The sequence below is a fragment of the Corynebacterium sp. c24Ua_83 genome (assembly GCF_039907245.1).
In the GTDB taxonomy this organism is placed as follows: Bacteria; Actinomycetota; Actinomycetes; order Mycobacteriales; family Mycobacteriaceae; genus Corynebacterium.
Genome location: NZ_JASBOI010000008.1, coordinates 58,020 through 76,770, shown reverse-complemented (window position 1 = coordinate 76,770; position 18,751 = coordinate 58,020). Strand labels below are relative to the sequence as shown.

The window sequence follows — 18,751 nt, the reverse complement described above, 5'->3', positions numbered from 1 at the left end:
CGGGGAGCAGTTCACTGACCTCAGGGCTACAAGCCTTGCAGCGCGCCTCGGCTGCCTATGCATGAGAACGAAACTCCTGGAGCGTCCAGGAAAGACGCGCTCCGGAGCGTTCCTCGCCGAGACAGACCCGTACAGTGTCATTAGTTCGCCGGTGGTTTGCCCCAGTCAGGGCGCTTGGTTAGGTGCCACGACCCGCACGAGGGGCATTCGTAGATCCGCAGCGGCCCTGCCCGTCGCGACCGTTTCAGTGCTACATGCACGGCGTCATCATAGTGCTCGTATTCGCGTTTACCAGTTTCGGAGCACAGTACGCGTTCGACTGGCGGCTTCTTCGACCTCCTCCGATGGTGCTTCATCACACAATGATTCTAAACTTCAGGTGTAACTGGCTCCTGTAGGTGACTGATGATGGTGGCAGCAACTACGAGCGCTGCGGCACCGAAGACTCCACCGGCGACCGCGACGGCTGTGTGGAAGCCTGTGAGGAACGCTCCACTGGCGACCATTCCGCCGAGGACTGCGACGCCGACGACGCTGCCGGTCTGGCGGGCGGCATTGATGACTCCTCCTGCGATGCCGACATGTTCCGGCGGGGCCGAGTCCACTGCGGCCGAGGTCGCGGCCGGCATCGCGAAGGCCATCCCGAATCCAGCCGTGAAGGTCAACACCGCGACCACCACGTAAGGGGTTTCTGCGGTGAGCAGCACGAGGCTGCTGAAGCCAATCGTGCCGACTACCAGGCCGGTGAGCATGGTGGGGAACGCGCCCCACCGGGCGACGGCACGGCCGCCCAGCGGTGACGCGACCACGGCGCTGCACGCCTGTGGTGCCAGCGCGAGGCCTGCCAGCCACGGCTCGTATCCCAGGTACTGCTGGAAGAAGAGGGAGAGCACGAAGAGTTGTCCGAAGAAGCTGATGTTGAGCGCGAGCCCTACCATTGCGGCCACGGAGAACCGGGCACGAGTGAACAAGGCCATCGGCAGCATCGGGTCCGGGTGTCGTCGCTCTGCGATGATGAACAGGGCGAGGAAGACGCCCCCGGCGATCAGCACGGCTACCTGCCAGGGTGACCATCCGTGTTCGCCTGCGGTGATGACTGCATAGGTTACTGCCACCAGCGTGAGCACGGAGAGCACCTGTCCGGGTAGGTCCACCCGTCTCGCGCGACTGCCCGTGAGCGCGGGAATTGCCCACAAGGTGAGCAGACAGCCGATAGCGACGATGGGGAGGTTGACCCAGAACACCGCCCGCCACCCGATCGTCGACACCAGCGTTCCGCCCAGGACCGGTCCGATCGCGGCGGCAACACCTCCTGCGCCGCCCCACAGTCCGATGGCGCGTGCTCGTTCCTTCGGATCGTCGTACACAGCCGACAGCAATGCCAGAGAGCCCGGCACGATCGCTGCCGCGCCCACGCCCTGGACGGCGCGACCAGCGACGAGGAACCCGCCTGTGGGAGCGAGGGCGCACACGGCCGAGAGCACAGCAAAGACCACCAGGCCAGCGAGGTAGACCCTGCGGGCCCCGAGACGGTCGCATGCGGCCCCAGCTGTGAGAAGGAACGCGGCGAACACGAGGGTGTAAGCGTCGACGACCCACTGCAGTGAGCCCACCGTCGTGTCGAGGTCAGTGCCGATCTCGGCGAGGGCGACATTGACGATGGTCGTATCGAGCATGACGATGAAGAAACCGAGGAGGGTCGCGACCAGCGCCGTGCGCCGATGCGCGGTCATACGCGAGACTCCAGCGAAGCCTCGGCGGGCGGGTGGCCGAAGTAGGTGCGCTTGCTCAGGTCTTGATCCCAGGTCCGGTAGGACCGGTCCAGCAGTGTCGGCAGCACCAGATCGAACAGGCGCCAGGACGCGGCGAAGTGCATGTCCCGGATCTCCCTGGCCGTCTCTCCCCCGGTGAGCGCGAGGAGTTGCTGGGCGACGAGGGGGCCCTCGTCGAGCCCAGCTGTCATTCGCACTGCGGAGACTCCACCCTGGGTCTCGTGGTTCTCGGCCATCCAATAGAACGGTGCCAGCCCCGCATAGCGGGGCAACGGGCTGGGGTGGAAGTTGAGGGCGTCGTAGCTCGGAACCGCGAGGAGTCGCTGCCCGAGCCGCAGCTGGTAGTTGGCGACGATGAAGTAGTCCGGCGCCAGGCCCCCAATGGCGGTAATGAATTCGTCGGTGTTGATGTGCGCCGGCCGCAGCGTATGCACATCCAGCTCGGCGGCGTCCTTCGCGAGGTCGAGGGGCTCGGGCTCATCGAGGTAGTAGTCACAGAGTGCGCCGGGTTCACGCAGCACCACAGCCGCCAGGATGACATCATCGTGCCTGGCAAGTCGGGTGAGGAAGTAAGAGCCAAAGACGGAATTGGTCTCGGTGAAGAGCACCATGCGTGTCATTTCGCCCACCACGCCTTCTCAACGGTCTTCGCTTCCCAGGTCAGGGTGTCGAAGAGCGCGTACCCGGGCTGCACGGGCAGAGGCGTACGGCCGGGCAAGTCCATGATCTCTTGGGCGAGGCGTTCAACGAGGACGCCTTCGGCCAGGGGCGGGCAGGCTCCGAAGATCGGCATCGTCTGCTTCTCCACGAACCACTCATCCAGCGTGCCTGGCGAGGGGAAGTCCTGATGCTCGGGCATGATGCGTTCCATCAGCCGGTGGATCACGTCCGGGGTGAACTCGGCATCCTCGGGGAGATCGTAGACCTCCTCGATGGGCATCGAGTCCTTCGTGTAGGTGAACACGACCGTCGAGTGCGCGACGGTCGGGATCTTGAACATGAACCTGCACCGGTCCGAGGCGCGGAAGGCGCGATGGAGGGCGTAGCGGTTGCTGATCTGGTAGAACTCCATCTGGTCCATCACATAGTCGCAGCCGTCCATGAACTCTTCAGCCGTGTCCGGGGTGATGCCCTCGGGGAAGACATCGATGTTGGCATCCCCGGTCAGTGCGAAGACCTGCTCCGCGACGACTTCGGCCTTGTTGCGGCCGATCGTGTCTCGCCCGGCGCCGTACTGGCGTTGCACGTTAGTCAGGTCGAAGTGGTCGGGATCGGCCAGTTTCAGGTTGAGTGCGCCCATGCGCACCAGGCGGGCGGCTGCGGCACCGCCGATGCCCCCGGTGCCGACGATGCCGATCACGGCATCGCGCAACCGTGCTTGGCGTTCACGCTGTTCCTCGGTGGTGTCGCCGAGCCAACCCAGGTTGCGGTCAACGCGTTCCCAGTAGAAGTCCTCATCGTAGTGCCCGCGTAGCCGTTGGCGGTCCCCGTTCATCGCGATCGCTCCCTTCGTCTCCTGATGCAATGAATCTGGTGAGTTCAAACTACGCCTGCGATTGTTCGGTCGTCACCGAACAGTTCCGGGTGCACACTGGAGACATGGTTGCGCGCGTGTTTCCTGAAGCGGTCCCGGATATCTCGACAGTCGCGTCGGCTCTGGCTGACTCGTCGCGGGCGGCCATGTGTGCTGCGCTCATGGACGGGCGGGCCTGGACGGTTGGTGAACTGGGCAGGTACGCGGGCCTGGCCCGGTCGACGGCGAGCGAGCATGTTGACGTGCTCGTCACCCACGGTCTCGTCCACGACATTCGGCAGGGCCGGCACCGCTACATTCGCCTGGCCGGGGAAGACATCGCACGAGTGGTCGAGAGCCTTGGCGTGGTCGCCCGCTCGCCCCTGCCCACTCCTCACAGCCTCAGCGCGTCACGGGCGAATGCGAACCTACGTGAAGGCCGCACCTGTTATCAGCACCTCGCCGGTAAGCTCGGGGTGCGCCTGGCTGAACAACTGGAAGAGCACGAGTTCATCGACTCGCACTGTCAGGTCACTAATCAAGGTCATCGCTTGTTCATACAGTGGGGTGTGCCCCCGAAGATGCTCGACACGGGCAGGTCGTGCATGGACTCCACCGAACGCCGCTTCCACCTCGCCGGCCCTCTCGGCACGGGAATCTGCAAGACTCTGCTGGATAAGGAATGGCTTTCCCGCAGGGGTCGTACCCGGGCCGTGCGTATCACTCCCGCCGGGCGGGCAGCGCTCAACGACGCGGGGATCTCCCTTCAATTGCCCGACAGCCGTCCCTGAGGACTTCAGTCGTTCTTTGGCACCGGCGTGACCTTTCGGACGATCGAAAGTCGGTCGGAACAGGATGAGAGTTCCTGGCAAGGGTTGAACGGATCAAATTCGCGCGATCCTGGACGATCCGCCTGGGGATAACGAAGCATTTGGTCAAGAATATGAGGCAGCCAATCGCTTGAGGGAGACTGCCTCACATCCGTCATTGCGTAATCCTGAATTTCAAGTCAGTAGATACGCGTGCCGTTCATCACTGTATGAGGGTGAGGCCGACGGACATGCCACCACCGAATGCCGCTAAAAGCACGTAGTCGCCAGGGATCGCTTGGCCGGGCGTGGCGAGTTCGCTGAGAGTGATCGCGATGGAGGCGGAGCCGGGGTTGCCGAGCCGTTCGACAACCAAGTGCTGGGTCGCGTTGGGCAGGTCGAGGGTGTCGAGGAGTTCGGCGAGCATGACGCTATTGGCCTGGTGCGGCACGAAGTGCGCCGCCTCTGACGGGGCGACGCCGGCGTCAACGAGGAAGGAATGGATGGTGCCGCACCGCGTGTGGCATCGGTACCGTCGACACGCTCACCCGTGCCTTCCGCAGAGCCTTGAACGTCGCCCCGAACGAGTACCGAAACAGGTTCCGTATCGACTAGGAACGCCGGGACGTCCTTGTCCGGATCTCTACGCTGCCAAGGCATATCCGGTAGACTGGGAGAGCAAGCAACGGGTATCTCCCTTGAGCATCTTCGGCTCGTCGAGAATCATTACCTCCGGCTCGTGCACAAGGACGCACGCGAGTCCAAGCCGTTGCCGTTGTCCACCCGAGAGCGCACCAGCCTTCAGCACTTGCTGCTCATTCAGACGAACAACATCAAGCGAATTTTCCACAGCACGATTAAGTTGCTTCCCCGTTAGACCATTAACCCATCCAACATATTCAACAGTGTCTTTGACACACATCCCGGGAACAAACGTGAAACGCTGCGGTAAGTAGCCAATAGAAGAGTTTCTCTGATACTCATCCATCGTTTTCCGCCCATGCTCTGTCACCAGGTAGACTGAACCCTTCGGAGATTTCAACCGACCACTGACAATATTCAGCAAGGTACTCTTACCGGAACCATTCGGCCCCAAGATACCCGTGACACCTTCATTAAAGGTTCCAGTAATGGAGCGCAACACTGGCTTCTTACCAAAGATCTTCCTATACGAGAAGCTCAGTTCTTCTAATGATAGTTTCATGCGTCGGAACTCAACCTCACAGGAAAGTTAGCAACGCACACCGCGATCTCCTTGCTTCTTATTACCAGTATCGCTTCTGGCCAAGCCTGCAACCACAGCTTTCATTTTCACCATTTTGGATCCATCCCCTTTTCAACATCGGGGCAGCAACTCCACCCTCAAAGGAATTAAATCCCAACAAGGACGAGGCATCAATAAGATAATTAAACCTAACCACTTTTGTGGACAAAATTGATTGGGCATGAACGCCCCTCCACTAGCCGCGCAGCTTATTCCACGCCGGGGGCATCGGGGCGTGCACATCCAGCACCTCGCCATCCGGCAGCGGCACCACCAGCCTGCAGGCGTGCAGCATCAGCATCCGCACCCCCTTCTCCGCGGCCGCCCGGTTAGCGGCGGGGTTCCCGTAGCGAGAGTCCCCGATGATCGGATGGCCCAGGTGCTGCAGGTGCACGCGGATCTGGTGTTTCCGGCCTGTCAACAGCTGTGTCTCCACGAGAGTACCCGCAGTTCCCCACGGCTTCTTCACCCACAGCTTCGTTTCCGCCCGCTGCCCGGCGCGGCGATCCACCACCGTGGCCGCCCCGGTTTTGCGCAGTGGCGCCTCTATCCGCTGCGGTTGTCTACCGGCCTTTTTCACCCCACCGGAAACCACCGCCAGGTAGTAGCGTTGGATGTCCTCCCCGCCGGCACGCAGGAGCTCCTGCAGGTGCCGCAGCATCTTCGAGTTCTTGGCTACTATCAGCAGCCCGGAGGTTTCCTTATCAAGCCGGTGTGTCAGCTCTAGTTCCTTTACCTTCGACCGTAGCACGCGCAGCGCCTCGATCACCCCAGCCTTGACCCCACTGCCGACGTGCACGGCGATGTTGGCAGGCTTATTCACAACGAGCAGGTCGCCGTCTTCAAAAACGATATGCCGGGACAGCCTGCGGGCCAATTGTTCCGCCGCCTTGCGATCCCCCGTTGGCATCGGTTTCTCCGCGGCGACTTCCAGGGCGGGCAAGCGAACCTTGTCGCCGACAACGGTGCGCTGGTCGGGTTTGCACTTGGCGCCGTTGACGGTGATCTGCTTGGTGCGCATCAGGCGGAACAGCACCGTGGCGGGTACGCCCTTGACCTGCGAGCGGATGTATTTATCCAGGCGGCGATCCGCCTGCGAGTCGCTCACGATCAGGGTCTGAGGTTCGGAATGATTCATGGTGGCTCTGGCCTCTATCTGTAGCAGATTGACCTGCCACAAGCCCGGCCATGCCCTCTCTAAGTTGGTACCGTTAGCGACATGAATATTTTTAAAGATGTTTGCATCACGATTTCCCGCATCCTCGTGGGCATCGTGCTGATCGCCCACGGTTGGCAAAAGTACGATTCCTGGACCATCGACGGCACTGCTAAATCTTTCGATTCCATGGGTGTACCGTGGCCAGATGCAACCGCGCAGATCGCAACTTATTTCGAACTCGCCGCGGGCGTGCTGCTGATTCTCGGCCTGCTTGTCCGGGTTGTCGGCCCGCTGCTGTTTATCCAGATGGCCTTCGCTTTCGGCTTTGCGCACTGGGGCAAGGGTGTCTTCGTCGCCGATGGCGGCTGGGAGCTCGTCGGGGTTCTGGGTGCGGCGGGCCTCGCCCTGGCCGCATCCGGCTCGGGTCGCTTTAGCTTGGACTATCTCTTTATGACGCCCGTACGTGCCCGCAAGGAACGTAAGGAGAAGGCGGCGCAGGAGGCCAACGGTAGCTATGCTCCCGCAGCTGCGCCTGCCGGAGCGGCTGGAGCCCCGAATGCAGCTCCGAATACTGGCCAGAGCCCGTACGGCAGCTATGGGTCCGCCAACCAGGGTTCTAACTTCCAGAGCTCCAATTACCAGGGTTCTAATTTCCAGGGCTCGCCCGCGCAGGCCCCCAACAACCAGAGTTCCAACTTCTGGGGCAACAACCAGGGCAATAAGTCTCAGAACAGTAAACCCTGGAACAATCGAGGAAACGACGGCTACGCTGGCTACACCATCGGTGGCACGGACAACGCTGGCAGTGCTGGCGCCGCTGGCGTTGCCGGTGGCGCCGGCGCGGCGGGCATGACGAACGGCAGCGACGCTGATGCCCCTACCACCCAGTGGAACAGCGACCAGAGCAGTGGACCCTCCAGCAACAACAGTTTTGGCGGCTTCTCCCGCTCCGGTTCAGATTCCGGCTCGGACAGCGGCTCCAGCGGTGGAGACGGCGGCGGAGATGGCGGCGGTGGCGACTAACGGCCACAAGCCACCCGCGCTCTGCATCTGAGTAGCTGATCTGCACAACTACCCCGCAGGAGGGCAGAAACCCTCCCCTGCGGGGTTTTGTTTTTAAGTTCTCTAAACCCAAATAAGGTGGGTAGAAAAAATGCTTGACTTTTCCAACAATTGTTGATTACCCTATGTTTTAATATTGCAAATCCACGGATTTTGAGGAAGGAGAGAGCGCACCATGTTCAACCCATTTAGTCAGCTCCGAGCAAAGCTCTGGACGACCGACACTCCCGAGGGGGCCGACCCGGCAGCCCCCGACGCGACCAATGCCCCCGATGTCGCCGATGCGCTCGCCCTCCCCGAGGAGTACCGCATCTACCTCGAAGCCAACCGTGACCTCCCTACCCCCTTCTTGAACGCTTTGGATACCCGCAGCCCCTCTTACCTCGACATCATCGCCTACCTCATCGACACCGGAAAGACTCCAGCCACCCGCCAGGATGTGCAGGCCAGCTTCCTCGCCGTCCACAAGCGCCTCCCCGGCCCGGCGGAGCTGGAGTCCACCGTGAAGCGAGTCCAGGAGTTCGGCCTAGAAGCCAGCTAGCCTCGTCCCCCTCGATACCCAACCAGGATGACCGGGGCGGGCTGTCCAAGCCGACTTGTACATTGGTCAGCATGACCGGAAACTCTTCCCTCGTCCCCCTGCAGCCGACCGTCATCAGCGCGGCCTCGCCCGAGCTTTTCGCTGCCTCCCTAGAGGCTCTTAAGCGGCTGCTCGCGGGAGAAATCTCCATTCTCCCCCTCCCCGCAGATTGGGAACAAACTTGCCCTGAACTGCCAAAACAAATGCGCGCGGGGAGTTCTCTAGACGACGACGTGGTGGCGCCCGGCACACTCATCGCCTGCACCTCTGGTTCCACAGGCATACCGAAGGGTGCGGTGCTCGGGTCGCAGCAGCTCACCACTAGCGCGGACGCCACCGCCTCCTTTATTGAGCGCCATTATCAAGCACAGCCGGGGGCGTGGCTGCTCACACTTCCGGCCCATCACATCGCTGGACTGCAGGTGATGCTCCGCAGCCTGCGAGCGGGCTACACTCCCCTGGCCGCCGCGCACCTGCAAGCCCAACACCGACAAGCTCAGCGCCCGCACGCCGACGCGCGCTTCACCGCAGCGGGCTTCATCGCAGACACAGAAGCATTGGCGGAAACCTACCCGGGCGTGGACCTCTACACCTCCCTCGTACCCGCACAGCTGGAAAGAATCGCTGAAGACCCCGCCGCCGTTAAGGCACTGAAACGCTACGCCTGCGTGCTGGTGGGTGGCGCGGCAGCGCGTGAGGGCGTCATAGAAACGATGGCCGAGGAAGGAACACAGATCGCGCTGACCTACGGCTCCAGCGAGACGGCGGGCGGGATGGTGTACAACGGCCAACCCCTGCCGGGCGCGCGGGTGCGGATCGACGGCGCGGACGAGCGCGGCGCCGGACGCGTGCGGATCAGCGGGCCGATGGTGGCGGACGGGTACCGCAACGTGGATTCAGGGGAGGCGTTTCCGGTAGCGGGTGAGTTCGTGACTTCCGACATCGGGGTGTTGGACGGCGGCGTTCTAGCAGGCGGCGGCGAAGAGTCGGGCGGCACGCTGCGGATTCTTGGGCGCGCCGACGGGGCCATCAACACCGGCGGCTACAAGGTGCTCCCAGAAGAGGTGGAAAAGGCCATCTGCCAGCAGATTCCAGGAGCCGAGGCTGCGTTTGCGGCAGGCGTGGAGGATCCCAAGTACGCGGAGTTCGGCGAGTCAATCGGGGCGCTGGTGGTACTGCGAGAGGCTGGCAACGGCGCGGCCGAGCACCCCCGCGAAGTGACCGACCTGGTGCGCGAGGCAATGCGCGGGCAGGCGGGGCCAGGTCTGGTTCCCAGGCGTGCCTGGGCTATCCGCGAGATGCCGACCACTGGGCCGGGCAAGACCGACCGGCAGCAAGCCGCCGCGATGCTGGACGAGCTCTACGGGCAGCCGCACTCGTAAACGCCCCGGCACCTACACACCCCAGCACCTACGAGCTTGGGTCCCGGCACCCAAGGACTAAACTGAAGAGGTTTGCGGCACCCCATACTCGCGGGCGCTGCTCCCCAGTGCGAGCCCCAAGAAAGGCGGACCATGACTTCCACCCCCAGGCAGTATCCCGGCGCAACCCCGGCCCAGTGGCTGGAGGGAGCACGCCCTCACACCTGGGCGAACGCCGTTGCCCCGGTGTTGGCTGGCACCGCGGCGGCCACCCTGGCGGGCGAGGCAAACCCCCTGCGGGCCGTACTGGCCGGCGTTGTCGCCCTAGCGATGATCGTCGGCGTGAACTACGCCAACGACTACTCCGATGGCATCAAGGGGACGGACGACGACCGCTCCGGCCCACTGCGCCTGACCGGCAGCGGGCTCGTGGAGCCGAAGAAGGTCAAGTACGCGGCGTTCACCTCCTTCGGCGTGGGAGCGGTCGCCGGCATAGTGCTGAGCCTGCTGAGCGCCTGGTGGCTGATCCTCGTCGGCGCGGCCTGCATCGCCGGCGCATGGTTCTACACCGGCGGCAAGAACCCCTACGGCTACCGAGGGCTGGGCGAAGTTGCGGTGTTCGTGTTCTTCGGCCTGGTCGCGGTACTGGGAACGGAATTCACCCAGACCGGCAGCGTAAGCTGGCGCGGCCTGCTGCTGGCCATCGCCGTCGGCAGCCTCTCCAGCGCCGTGAACCTAGCCAACAACTTGCGGGACATTCCTACTGACGCCGCCACCGGCAAGATCACCCTGGCCGTTCGCCTGGGGGACGCGAACACCCGCCGCCTGTGGGTGGGGCTGGTTTCCCTGGCGGTAATCGTCACTATCGGCATCAGCATCGGCCACTGGTGGGGGCTTATCGCCCTGCTGTCGGTTCCGCTGTTCGTGGTGGCAGCCCGCCCGGTGACCGGCGGCGCGGAGGGCAGGGCGCTGATTCCCGTGCTGGGCATGCTCGGCCGCGGAATGCTGCTGTGGTCGGTACTGGAGTTTGCCGGCGCCCTGCTGGCCTAGCCTGAGCAGTCTCGCTGGCCTAAACAGAGCCGGCTTGCCTAAACAGAGCTAGCTTTGGGCTACGCGGGAGCCGGGCCGAAGTCCACCCCGCGGAAGCGGACATTGTCCGCGATCTGCTGGGCCAGGCCATCCCGCCATGCCATGGGAACAGCGGAGCCCAACTTGAAGGTCACCCCGATCGCATCGACCTCGTAGATTCCTCGCGGCAGGCTCGGCACTGCTGCCACCCCCTGCACCGATTGGATGCGATACACATCCAACGCAGACTGCGTCGGTACGCCAGAACTACCGGGGCTACCAGGGCGGAGCACCACCTCAAACGCAAACTCCTCATCCAGAACCCCGGCACTGCGCGTCCACTTATCGGCAAGCTCGGGGCCCAGCCCCACCGACTCTGGCCCCACGCTTCGATAGCGAGTGCGGATCACGTTCACCCGCGCAATGTCGCTCCACGGGATTCGTATAGCTTCATCCCCTACCCCCGAATCGTCCACGACAAGCGCCGGGTTGATCGTCGTACTGGAAGTAGCCCGCGCGTTGGCCTGTCGCTGGCTGGTGTACCAGCCAAACATCGCAAGCCCCACCAGCGCGAGGGCTACCAGCGGAATCAGAGTCTTCTCGACCACCATCATGGCCACGCACCCCGCAGCGAGAGCGGCGAACACTAGCCCAATAGCCAGCCCGCCGAGCTGCTTGCCACGTTGGGTTCGCGGGTTCACCCACACCACAACGTCCTGGGGTCTGCCATACATGGCAGTCAGTTTAATCGCCTTAGTCGTCCAGGCGCTCGCGCAATTGGTTACGCAGCTCCTGCTTGTGGGCCTGCCTATCGGCATCCCACGCCGCCACCTGTCGGGTCACTCGCAACCGCAGGCCCTTGAACATGAACATCGACAGCGGCAGAGCCAGGATCAGCGCCAACGTCATGCTGATCAGCAGTGGGAAGTAGTTCGCCATTCCCAGCAACACCACGACCATGTGGATGATGAACGTCAGCACTAGGAACAAAGCCAGGCGTAAGAAGCCGTACAGTGCAATGTCGCGTACAGCCTTGCCCTTGTCGACCGACGAGCCTTTTGCCTTCACATCATCATTAGTCACGCCCCCAACACTACGTTCACCCCCTGGATAACCGGTAATCACCGGCCGGAAGTGAACGCGGGTGAATCCTCTATGCTGGAAACCATGGGTCGCCTTGTTTTGCTCATCTTGATCATCGTCACCATCGTGCTTCTGTGGAAGGCATTCGGTCCACAGACCTGGGGGAATGGGTCGCCGTTGAGGCGTAGGGGCGTCAATAATAAACAAGAAGGGCTCAGCCACAAGGGGCCGGACGACGACCCGGACTTTCTGTGGAACATCGAAAAGGAGCGCTTCAAGAAGCGCCGCGCGCAGGAGGCCAAGGACGCGGAAGAGGCCGAGCGGAGGCGCCGCCAAGAGCTCCGCGAACGTCAGCAACGCGAGGCACGTGGTGACCAGCGCAGCGAGAACACCCGCGACGAGCAGAGGCCGAATGGCCCAGAGAACACGGACGGCCCGGACGCTCCGAAAGACGGAGAGTAGCTAGAGCAGCTCCATGCGCGGCGAACGGCCCGTGCGGTAGTGGTCGATCAGCAGGAAGATGTTGTCCCAGTCCTTGTAGACCTCCGCGCGGCGCAGCACACCAGTATCCTCGGCGCTCTCGGAGGTGCGGCCACCATCGGGCGCGCGGTACAGCGGCCCCGGCATCGGCTGCGGCACACCCGGCACAACGGGGGCTTGGCGGCGCTGCTCGTGCTGGATGATTGCCTGTTCGTAAACCATCTTCGGTAGTTCCGGGGCGATGCCCGCGAAGTGCGCATAGTCCAAGGCGGGGTCGCCGACGGTCATGTCGGAAAAGTCGATCACGCCCACTCCGCCTTCGGCATTCCACAGCATGTGATCCTCGTGCAGCTCCCCGTGGGTCAGGGCGCGCTGCTGCTCCGGCCGGGAGATCAACTCGTCCACCTGCGCAAACACGCGCTCCACGAAGTCCGCCTCTGCAGCGCTCAGGTGCGGGGCCAGAATCGTATCCGCGCGGGACTTCATCAGTTCCAGCTTGCCCGGCAGGGTGCGTGGCGCGTGGTTCAACTCACTGGTCGCCTCGCCGTCGGTCCACCAGGAATCCACGCGGCTCATCGGCAGCACATCCGGGTCGAAGGCGTGCATCGTGGCCAGCAGGCTGCCCAGCTGCTCGGCCACCCACGCGCGCTGGCTGGTGGACAGCGTCTGCCAGAGCTCAGCGGTCAGCGGTTCGCCCAGCAGCTCGGTCTGCATGGTCAGCATCACGGGCTCGGCGGTGTTGAAGGTCCCTCGCGCGTAGGCCTGCCGCACCGTCCCCGGCACCCGCACTTTGGTGCGGCGGAACAGCTGCGCGATCAGTGAGGATTCCAGCATCGCCTGTTCCCGGTATTCCTTCTCGAAAGGCACGCGCACCACTACGGACTCAGGCAGCATGTCGTTGAGTTCATACTCCTTTGAGCGCAGCCCGTCCAGGATCAATACTGCGTGGTCAATGCCCTGCTTCGGCACTCGCTGGCCCGTCCATTCCAGGTCACGCCAGGTGCGCGCCACCATCTCCGGGATGGTCTCGATCGAAATAGCCACTTGTCTACCGCTCTTTCCCACGCTTCAGCAGCGCGCTGAGGTACTGCCCGTAGGCGCTCTTGCCCAACTTTGACGCAGATGCCTGCAGCTCCGCATCGTCAATGTAGCCCAGGCGCCACGCGACTTCCTCCGGGCAGCTGATCTTCAGGCCCTGCCGCTGCTCGACGGCGCGGACGAAGTCGCCGGCGGCGGCCAGGTCGTCCACCGTTCCCGTGTCCAGCCAGGCGGTACCGCGCGGCAGCACCTCCACGTGCAGGCGCCCCTCCGCCAGGTAGCGGCGGTTGATGTCCGTGATCTCCAGCTCTCCACGCTCGCTGGGCTCCAGGGATTTGGCGATCTTCACCACGTCATTGGAGTAGAAGTACAGTCCGGGAACTGCATAGTTGGACTTCGGCTCCGCGGGCTTTTCCGCCAAGCTCAGGGCCGTGCCCTCGCGGTCGAACTCCACCACTCCGTATGCCTCGGGTTCGGCCACCCAGTAGGCAAAGATCGCCCCTCCGTCTGGGTTGTGGAAGCGCCGCAGCTGGGTGCCCAGGCCGGTGCCGTAGAAGATGTTGTCACCCAGCACCAGAGCCACCGCGTCGTCGCCGATGAAGTCCTCGCCCACAATGAAGGCCTCCGCCAGGCCATTCGGCTGGTCCTGCACCGCGTAGCTGATCTGCACGCCGAACTGCGAGCCGTCGCCCAGCAGCCCGCGGAACTGTTGCGCGTCCGCACCCGTGGTGATCACCAGGATGTCGCGGATGCCCGCCAGCATCAGAGTCGTCAGCGGGTAGTAGATCATCGGCTTGTCGTACACGGGCACCAGTTGCTTGGAAATGCCCTGCGTAATCGGCCACAGCCGCGAGCCGGTTCCCCCGGCCAGAATGATGCCCTTCATCAGTCGGCCTGCTCCCACTCGTCGGCGGCCTGCAGCGCCTCGGCCCAGTCGGCGCGCAGCTGAGCCTCCCATGCCCGCACCTCGCGGTATTCGGGCAGGCGGTCGCGCACCTCGCTCAAGCTCGGCGCCGAATCGTCCTTGGTGGATAGTACGGCTTGTTCCTTAGTGACGCCCCAAGCTACAGCCAGTTCCGCATCAAACGGGTCGATACCATATTCCCTCTGCGGGTTGTATGCCTCGGTGACCAGGTAGTTCACGGTCGTCTGGTCGGTGTGTGCGCGGAACCCGTGGCCCACACCCAGGGGCACGTAGACGCTGAAGTTATTCTCCGCAGACAGCTCCACGGTGATGTGCTGGCCAAATGTCGGCGAGCCCACTCGAACATCCACCAGCACGTCCGTGATGGCACCGGAAAGGCAGCTGACGAACTTCGCCTGCCCCGGCGGCACATCCGCCAAGTGAATGCCCCGGACCACGTTGTGGGAGGAACGTGAAAGATTCCCCTGGGCCACCTCGAAGGGGTAGCCCAGCTTCTCGCCGAAAGCCTCCGCCTTGAAGCTTTCGTGGAAACTGCCGCGCTCGTCGCCATGCACCTTCGGCACATAAGCCCAGGCGCCAGGGATGGGAAGATCCACAATGCTGCCCGGTGCAGCGGTTGCCAGTAGCTCGTCGGTGCGCGGGGTGGTTTCACTCATGGTTTCTACTTTAGCGGCGCAGCCGGACAGCCAACGGAAAGGTTAGGCGGCGGGCTTAGAAGTAGCAGGCCATGGGCCCATCGGGGCCGTCGACGACGGTCACGGGGGTGTCAAAGATGTCGGTTAGGATCTCGTCGATCATGAGCTCCTCCGGGGTGCCGAAACGCACGATCTGCCCGTCCTTGACGGCGCAGATGTTGTCCGAATATTTCGCCGCGAAGTTGATGTCGTGCAGCACCACAATGATGGTGCGGCCGAACTCCGAGGCCGCCCGGCGCAGATGCTTCATCATCTGCACCGCGTGGGCGATGTCCAGGTTGTTCAGCGGCTCGTCCAGCAGCACATAGTCGGTCTCCTGGCACAGCACCATCGCCACATAAGCGCGCTGCCGCTGCCCGCCGGAGAGCTGATCCAGGTAGCGGTTCTCCAGCTCGCGGAGGTTGAAGAAGTCGATATAGGTGGAGATGATCTCCTCGTCCTTCCGCGTCAGCCTTCCCTTCGAGTATGGGAAGCGGCCGAACCCCACCAGCTGGCGAACCGTCAGGCGGGTGACGAAGTGGTTCTCTTGCCGCAGGATCGACAGCACCTTCGCCAGGTCCTTGGATTTTGTGGTGCTCACGTCAAAGCCGGCGACCTCGATGGTGCCCTCGTCCAGATCCAGCAGTCGCCCCATCATGGTGAGCAGGGTTGATTTGCCCGCACCGTTGGGGCCGACCAGGGAGGTAACTCCCCCGGCGGGGATCTCCAGATTCGCCGGACCGATGCTGGCTCCGGAACCGGAGGCGTCACTATATTTCTTAGCGACTTCGGACAGCTTGATCACAGTCGACCCTTTCTAAGAATGACGTAGAGGAACACTGTACCGCCGACCAACTCAATGATGATCGAGACCACGCCTTGGGCGTAGAAGATGTGATTCATCACGAAGTACGCGCCCGCCAGTACCAGGAACGCGGTGGCGATGGCCATCGGGAAGACGTAGCGGTGGTCGGAGGTACCCGCGAACTGGTAGGCCAGCGTAGCCACCAAGAATCCCAGGAAGGCCATCGGGCCAACCAGCGCGGTGGAGACAGCCATGAGGACTGCGACCAAAATGAGAACGATGATCGACTTGCCCCGGTGATTGATGCCCAGGTTCGTCGTCGCATCCGGCCCCAAGGCCAGCACGTTGAGAGTGCGGGACATTAGCAGCAGCGCGCCCGCGGCCACGGCAACCAGCGCGATAGAAATCGGAAAGTACTCCGGCTCCGCGTTATTCACTGACCCGAACAGGCGGGCGGTCAGCAGGTCGAAATCGCTGGGCGTCAATAGGCGCTGCATAAAGGTAGACACCGACCCCAAACCTGCCCCGATAACAATGCCGACCAGCAACATCGCGTGCATGTTCGCGTTCTTGCCGGTGAGCAGCCAGGAATACAGCAGCAGCGCGAAGCCGACCATGAGCACCAGCTGGATGATGTAGGTCGTCATGGTGCGGGCCTCCACCAGACCGCTGCCACCCAGGAAGAACACGGTAGAGGTGTGGATGGCCACGTACAGCGACTCGAACCCCATGATCGACGGAGTGATGATGCGGTTATTCGTTACCGTCTGGAAGGCCACCGTGGCTACCGCCTGGGCAACCGCGACGATGGCAATGGCGATTACCGCATTCATGCGACGCTCCGCCAGCAGCCAGAAACCGCGCGTGCCGAAAGGCATCGGGTTGCCATAGGCCAGCAACCCCACTGCAGATGCCACGCCCAGGACAACGATGATCCCCAGGGCTAGCCAGTACTTCGCCGCCATCGACTGCGTGGGGAACGCGCCTGATGAGCGGCCGAGAGTGCTCGAGAGCAAACGCTGCGGAACCAGCCGCTCGAGGGTTTGATTCGTCATTAGCGGTTCCTCACAATCAGCACAACAAAGACCACAGCGCCGACGATGCCCAGCACCACGGAAACAGGGATCTCGAAAGGCGAGATCAGTGTGCGGGACAGCAGGTCACAGGCGGCGACGGTAGCGATGCCCACCAGGCACACCCACGGCAGGTTACTGCGCAGGTCATCACCGCGGATCATCGAGACGATGTTCGGCACGATCAGCCCCAGGAAAGGCAGGTTGCCGACCACGACCGTCACCACGCCCACGGCGATGGCGACCATGATGGTGCCGACCAGCACGATCCGGCGGTAGTTCATGCCCACACTCGTGGCGAAGTCTTCGCCGAGTCCAGCCAGGGTCAGCCGGTCAGCCAGCAGGAACACGCCTACCACGACCAGCAGCACCACCCACAGCACCTCGTACTGGCCCTTGTAGACCGAGGTGAAGCTACCGGCGAACCACACGCCCAGCTGCTGCAGCATGTCCGTCTGCAGAGCCACAAAGGTGGAGACCGCAGAGACGACCGCACCCAGCATGATGCCCACAATCGGCACGATCAGCGAGGAGCGCAGCGATACACGCTGCAGGAAAAAGAAGAACACCATCGCGCCGACAAAGGAGAACACGACGGCGCCGACCATCCGCCCCATCACAGTCGCACCGGGGAAGACGATCATCACGAAAAGCAGCCCCAGACCCGCCCATTCAGTGGTGCCGGTGGTGGTCGGTGAGACGAAGCGGTTCTGTGTGAGCATCTGCATCACCAGCCCGCACATAGCCATCGCCGCGCCCGCCAACACCAATGCGATGGTGCGCGGGACGCGGGTGATGGAGAACATGTCGATGCCATCTTGCGCGTTGAAAACGTCGTATTCGCCGATCAACAGGCTGCCGACGAGAAGCGCCCCTACAATCGCTGCGGCGACGAGAAACTTCCAGTCGACGAGTTTTCCCCGGGTACGCGCAACCCGAGGTTCGTTGCGAACCCCGGGTGACGTAGTGCTCTGAGCAGTCATTCGAGCTGTTCAATTCACTTTCTATAGCAATGTGCGGCGCGGCACGGCGACAATGCACGGTGCTGCACGGCGGCGCGAAGCGTTCGCTCTTTTACTTCCCTTCGAAGGCGTCTGCCAGGGAGTTCAGGATCTCGGTGTAGGTCGTGATCGACTCATTGATGTACGTATCCTGCGGTGCTACGAGCACGCGATCCTCCTTCAGCGCCGGCACACCCTTCAGCGCATCGGCGCGCTTGATCACGTCTGCCGCCGGGGAGTAATCCGGCTTGTCCGCGTTGATGGCACCGTCGCGGTCCATCACCAGCATCCAGTCCGGCTTCGCATCTGCGATGGCCTCGACAGAGATGTCATCGCCCTCGTGGTTGCTGGAGGCGTTGTCGACCTCCAGTGCCGGGTCCATGCCCAGCCAGTCGAACACGGGACCCCATACGCGGCCGATGTGCGGCGCAACGTAGCCGATTTCGCCGCCGGAGACGTTGACGGCCATGACCTTCTTGTCGCCATCCAGCTTGTCGTAGGCCTTCTTCGCGCGATCCTTCGCATCGTTGAAATCCTGCACCATCTTGTCGGCTTCGTCCTTCTTGTCGAAGATTTCGCCCAGGGTGGTGATCTGGCGGATCAGCTCCTCGTCCATCGGCTTATCCTCGCGGGGCTCCAGCTCCACGACGGCCGCATCCGGAACCAGTTCCTTGATCTCATCGTCGCGGTCCTTGAAGCGCTGGCCGCTGATCACCAGGTCCGGCTGGGCTGCCACCAGAGCCTCGAAGTCGGGCTCCTTGTGGTTGCCGAGGTCCTTGATCTCCTCGTTGTCCTTGTAATCGGTGACGGTCGCCGGAACCAGCTTCTTCGGAGCAGCGGAAAGCTCCACTCCCCACTCGTTGAGGATCTCGAAGCTGCGGTTGTCCAGTGCGACCACGGACTTCGGGTTCTTCGGAACCTGCAGTTCGCCGTTGTTGTCCTCGATGGAGATCGTGCTGTCGCTGCTGGACTGGTTGCTCGAGGTGCCCTCGTCGGCGGAGCCACAGGCGGCTAGGGACATTCCTGCTGCCACGAGTGCGGCCAGCAGCTTGATGCGATTCTTTGCCATTTTTCCCTTACAAGA

At 62.9% G+C, this 18,751-nt stretch carries 21 protein-coding genes; 6 read left to right on the top strand and 15 right to left on the bottom strand.

What is annotated here, in order from left to right:
- Window positions 1-368: 368 nt before the first annotated feature.
- Genes QKE30_RS06970 through QKE30_RS06960 form a run of 3 tightly spaced genes read right to left on the bottom strand, consistent with a single transcriptional unit; the run spans window position 369 to window position 3,267 of the window.
- Window positions 369-1,733 (bottom strand): MFS transporter, encoded by a 1,365-nt coding sequence (locus tag QKE30_RS06970; protein ID WP_347934446.1) that lies wholly within the window; start codon window positions 1,731-1,733, stop codon window positions 369-371.
- The gene (locus QKE30_RS06965) at window positions 1,730-2,392 is read right to left on the bottom strand and encodes a formyltransferase family protein (protein WP_347934445.1); all 663 of its coding nucleotides are present in this window, start codon (window positions 2,390-2,392) and stop codon (window positions 1,730-1,732) included. The genes QKE30_RS06970 and QKE30_RS06965 overlap by 4 nt, the downstream gene beginning before the upstream one ends.
- Complete coding sequence (locus QKE30_RS06960) at window positions 2,389-3,267, bottom strand: ThiF family adenylyltransferase (RefSeq protein ID WP_127363569.1); 879 nt, start codon at window positions 3,265-3,267, stop codon at window positions 2,389-2,391. The genes QKE30_RS06965 and QKE30_RS06960 overlap by 4 nt, the downstream gene beginning before the upstream one ends.
- A gap of 29 nt (window positions 3,268-3,296) precedes the next feature.
- Between QKE30_RS06960 and QKE30_RS06955 the strand changes: the two genes are divergently transcribed.
- Entirely contained in the window at window positions 3,297-4,076 is a 780-nt protein-coding gene (locus tag QKE30_RS06955) for a winged helix-turn-helix domain-containing protein (RefSeq protein ID WP_347934444.1), read from the top strand.
- 241 nt (window positions 4,077-4,317) lie between these two features.
- Here QKE30_RS06955 and QKE30_RS06950 read toward each other — a convergent pair whose 3' ends face one another.
- The 3 genes from QKE30_RS06950 to QKE30_RS06940 form a co-directional block, all read right to left on the bottom strand.
- The gene (locus QKE30_RS06950) at window positions 4,318-4,599 is read right to left on the bottom strand and encodes a 3-oxoacyl-[acyl-carrier-protein] synthase III C-terminal domain-containing protein (RefSeq protein WP_083476082.1); all 282 of its coding nucleotides are present in this window, start codon (window positions 4,597-4,599) and stop codon (window positions 4,318-4,320) included.
- A 138-nt stretch (window positions 4,600-4,737) separates the two neighbouring features.
- Window positions 4,738-5,298 (bottom strand): ATP-binding cassette domain-containing protein, encoded by a 561-nt coding sequence (locus QKE30_RS06945; protein ID WP_347934442.1) that lies wholly within the window; start codon window positions 5,296-5,298, stop codon window positions 4,738-4,740.
- 256 nt (window positions 5,299-5,554) lie between these two features.
- On the bottom strand, window positions 5,555-6,496 hold the full coding sequence (locus tag QKE30_RS06940) for an RluA family pseudouridine synthase (RefSeq protein ID WP_347934441.1): 942 nt from the start codon (window positions 6,494-6,496) through the stop codon (window positions 5,555-5,557).
- A gap of 81 nt (window positions 6,497-6,577) precedes the next feature.
- On the opposite strand from QKE30_RS06940, the gene QKE30_RS06935 reads away from it, so the two are divergent.
- From QKE30_RS06935 to QKE30_RS06920, 4 genes are all read left to right on the top strand, one after another.
- On the top strand, window positions 6,578-7,540 hold the full coding sequence (locus QKE30_RS06935; protein WP_347934440.1) for a DoxX family protein: 963 nt from the start codon (window positions 6,578-6,580) through the stop codon (window positions 7,538-7,540).
- A 214-nt stretch (window positions 7,541-7,754) separates the two neighbouring features.
- Window positions 7,755-8,120 (top strand): hypothetical protein, encoded by a 366-nt coding sequence (locus QKE30_RS06930; RefSeq protein ID WP_347934439.1) that lies wholly within the window; start codon window positions 7,755-7,757, stop codon window positions 8,118-8,120.
- A gap of 71 nt (window positions 8,121-8,191) precedes the next feature.
- Window positions 8,192-9,541 (top strand): AMP-binding protein, encoded by a 1,350-nt coding sequence (locus tag QKE30_RS06925; RefSeq protein ID WP_239198808.1) that lies wholly within the window; start codon window positions 8,192-8,194, stop codon window positions 9,539-9,541.
- Window positions 9,542-9,673: 132 nt separating this feature from the next.
- Window positions 9,674-10,570: a 1,4-dihydroxy-2-naphthoate polyprenyltransferase gene (locus QKE30_RS06920; protein WP_347934438.1), complete on the top strand. Its 897-nt coding sequence runs from the start codon at window positions 9,674-9,676 to the stop codon at window positions 10,568-10,570.
- A 59-nt stretch (window positions 10,571-10,629) separates the two neighbouring features.
- Here QKE30_RS06920 and QKE30_RS06915 read toward each other — a convergent pair whose 3' ends face one another.
- Window positions 10,630-11,322, bottom strand: coding sequence for a hypothetical protein (locus QKE30_RS06915; RefSeq protein ID WP_347934437.1), 693 nt, complete (start codon window positions 11,320-11,322; stop codon window positions 10,630-10,632).
- A 19-nt stretch (window positions 11,323-11,341) separates the two neighbouring features.
- Complete coding sequence (locus QKE30_RS06910) at window positions 11,342-11,671, bottom strand: DUF4229 domain-containing protein (protein ID WP_297666616.1); 330 nt, start codon at window positions 11,669-11,671, stop codon at window positions 11,342-11,344.
- An 84-nt stretch (window positions 11,672-11,755) separates the two neighbouring features.
- Between QKE30_RS06910 and QKE30_RS06905 the strand changes: the two genes are divergently transcribed.
- The gene (locus QKE30_RS06905; RefSeq protein WP_297666617.1) at window positions 11,756-12,133 is read left to right on the top strand and encodes a hypothetical protein; all 378 of its coding nucleotides are present in this window, start codon (window positions 11,756-11,758) and stop codon (window positions 12,131-12,133) included.
- On the opposite strand, the gene QKE30_RS06900 is transcribed toward QKE30_RS06905, so the two are convergent.
- From QKE30_RS06900 to QKE30_RS06870, 7 genes are all read right to left on the bottom strand, one after another.
- Window positions 12,134-13,195 (bottom strand): aminoglycoside phosphotransferase family protein, encoded by a 1,062-nt coding sequence (locus QKE30_RS06900; protein WP_239198823.1) that lies wholly within the window; start codon window positions 13,193-13,195, stop codon window positions 12,134-12,136.
- 4 nt (window positions 13,196-13,199) lie between these two features.
- Complete coding sequence (gene rfbA, locus QKE30_RS06895; RefSeq protein WP_239198826.1) at window positions 13,200-14,075, bottom strand: glucose-1-phosphate thymidylyltransferase RfbA; 876 nt, start codon at window positions 14,073-14,075, stop codon at window positions 13,200-13,202.
- Entirely contained in the window at window positions 14,075-14,770 is a 696-nt protein-coding gene (gene rfbC / locus QKE30_RS06890) for a dTDP-4-dehydrorhamnose 3,5-epimerase (protein WP_239198829.1), read from the bottom strand. The genes rfbA and rfbC overlap by 1 nt, the downstream gene beginning before the upstream one ends.
- A 55-nt stretch (window positions 14,771-14,825) precedes the next feature.
- Window positions 14,826-15,593 (bottom strand): ATP-binding cassette domain-containing protein, encoded by a 768-nt coding sequence (locus QKE30_RS06885; RefSeq protein WP_347934435.1) that lies wholly within the window; start codon window positions 15,591-15,593, stop codon window positions 14,826-14,828.
- Window positions 15,590-16,648: an iron chelate uptake ABC transporter family permease subunit gene (locus QKE30_RS06880; protein ID WP_347934434.1), complete on the bottom strand. Its 1,059-nt coding sequence runs from the start codon at window positions 16,646-16,648 to the stop codon at window positions 15,590-15,592. Before QKE30_RS06880 ends, QKE30_RS06885 begins: the two co-directional genes overlap by 4 nt.
- The gene (locus tag QKE30_RS06875; protein ID WP_347934432.1) at window positions 16,648-17,649 is read right to left on the bottom strand and encodes an iron chelate uptake ABC transporter family permease subunit; all 1,002 of its coding nucleotides are present in this window, start codon (window positions 17,647-17,649) and stop codon (window positions 16,648-16,650) included. Before QKE30_RS06875 ends, QKE30_RS06880 begins: the two co-directional genes overlap by 1 nt.
- 91 nt (window positions 17,650-17,740) lie before the next feature.
- A complete protein-coding gene (locus tag QKE30_RS06870; protein ID WP_347934430.1) occupies window positions 17,741-18,736 on the bottom strand; it encodes an ABC transporter substrate-binding protein in 996 nt (331 codons plus the stop codon).
- Window positions 18,737-18,751: the final 15 nt, after the last annotated feature.